A 475-nucleotide genomic window follows, 5' to 3' on the forward strand; every position below is an offset into this window, starting at 1 on the left:
GTTGGAGGGTGAGCCTGGCGTGTACGGCTACCTCGTGCATGTGAACCGAGGACGTAAGGAGGTGAACAACCCTCCGGTGGGCCGCCCGCGTTATTTGCGTCAGGACGGTAAGGAGCTCGTCTGGGATGATCCGCGTCTGGATGCACCCTGGTGGCAGGAATGCGGCGACTACATCTACGTCTACCTGAACGAGAAGGAAGCCCGCGAGGCCTTCAAGCAGCAGAAGATGCGCCTGGATGATTTGAACCAGGAGGTGCGCCTGTACCGCCTGACCAAGCCCATCAGCATCAGTGAGGCCCGTGAGTGGCTGAACTGTGACCACCCGCTGCGTGAAGAGAAGCATGGTGCCATCACCCTCGACGCGTTCGGTACCGGTCAGTATGGCCGCCCGGGTGCGCTGCGTCTGCCGCAGCAGCCTGCCCCTGATGAAGATGAGCAGGACCGCATTGCTGAGGAAGAGTACTGGAACAGCCTC

At 61.3% G+C, this 475-nt stretch carries 1 protein-coding gene; it reads left to right on the top strand.

The features are described from left to right. The coding region (locus HMPREF2605_RS09525) for a hypothetical protein (protein WP_168167590.1) at positions 1 to 475 on the top strand (475 nt) is incomplete at both ends.

This window comes from Rothia sp. HMSC065C03, assembly GCF_001837295.1.
GTDB lineage: Bacteria > Actinomycetota > Actinomycetes > Actinomycetales > Micrococcaceae > Rothia.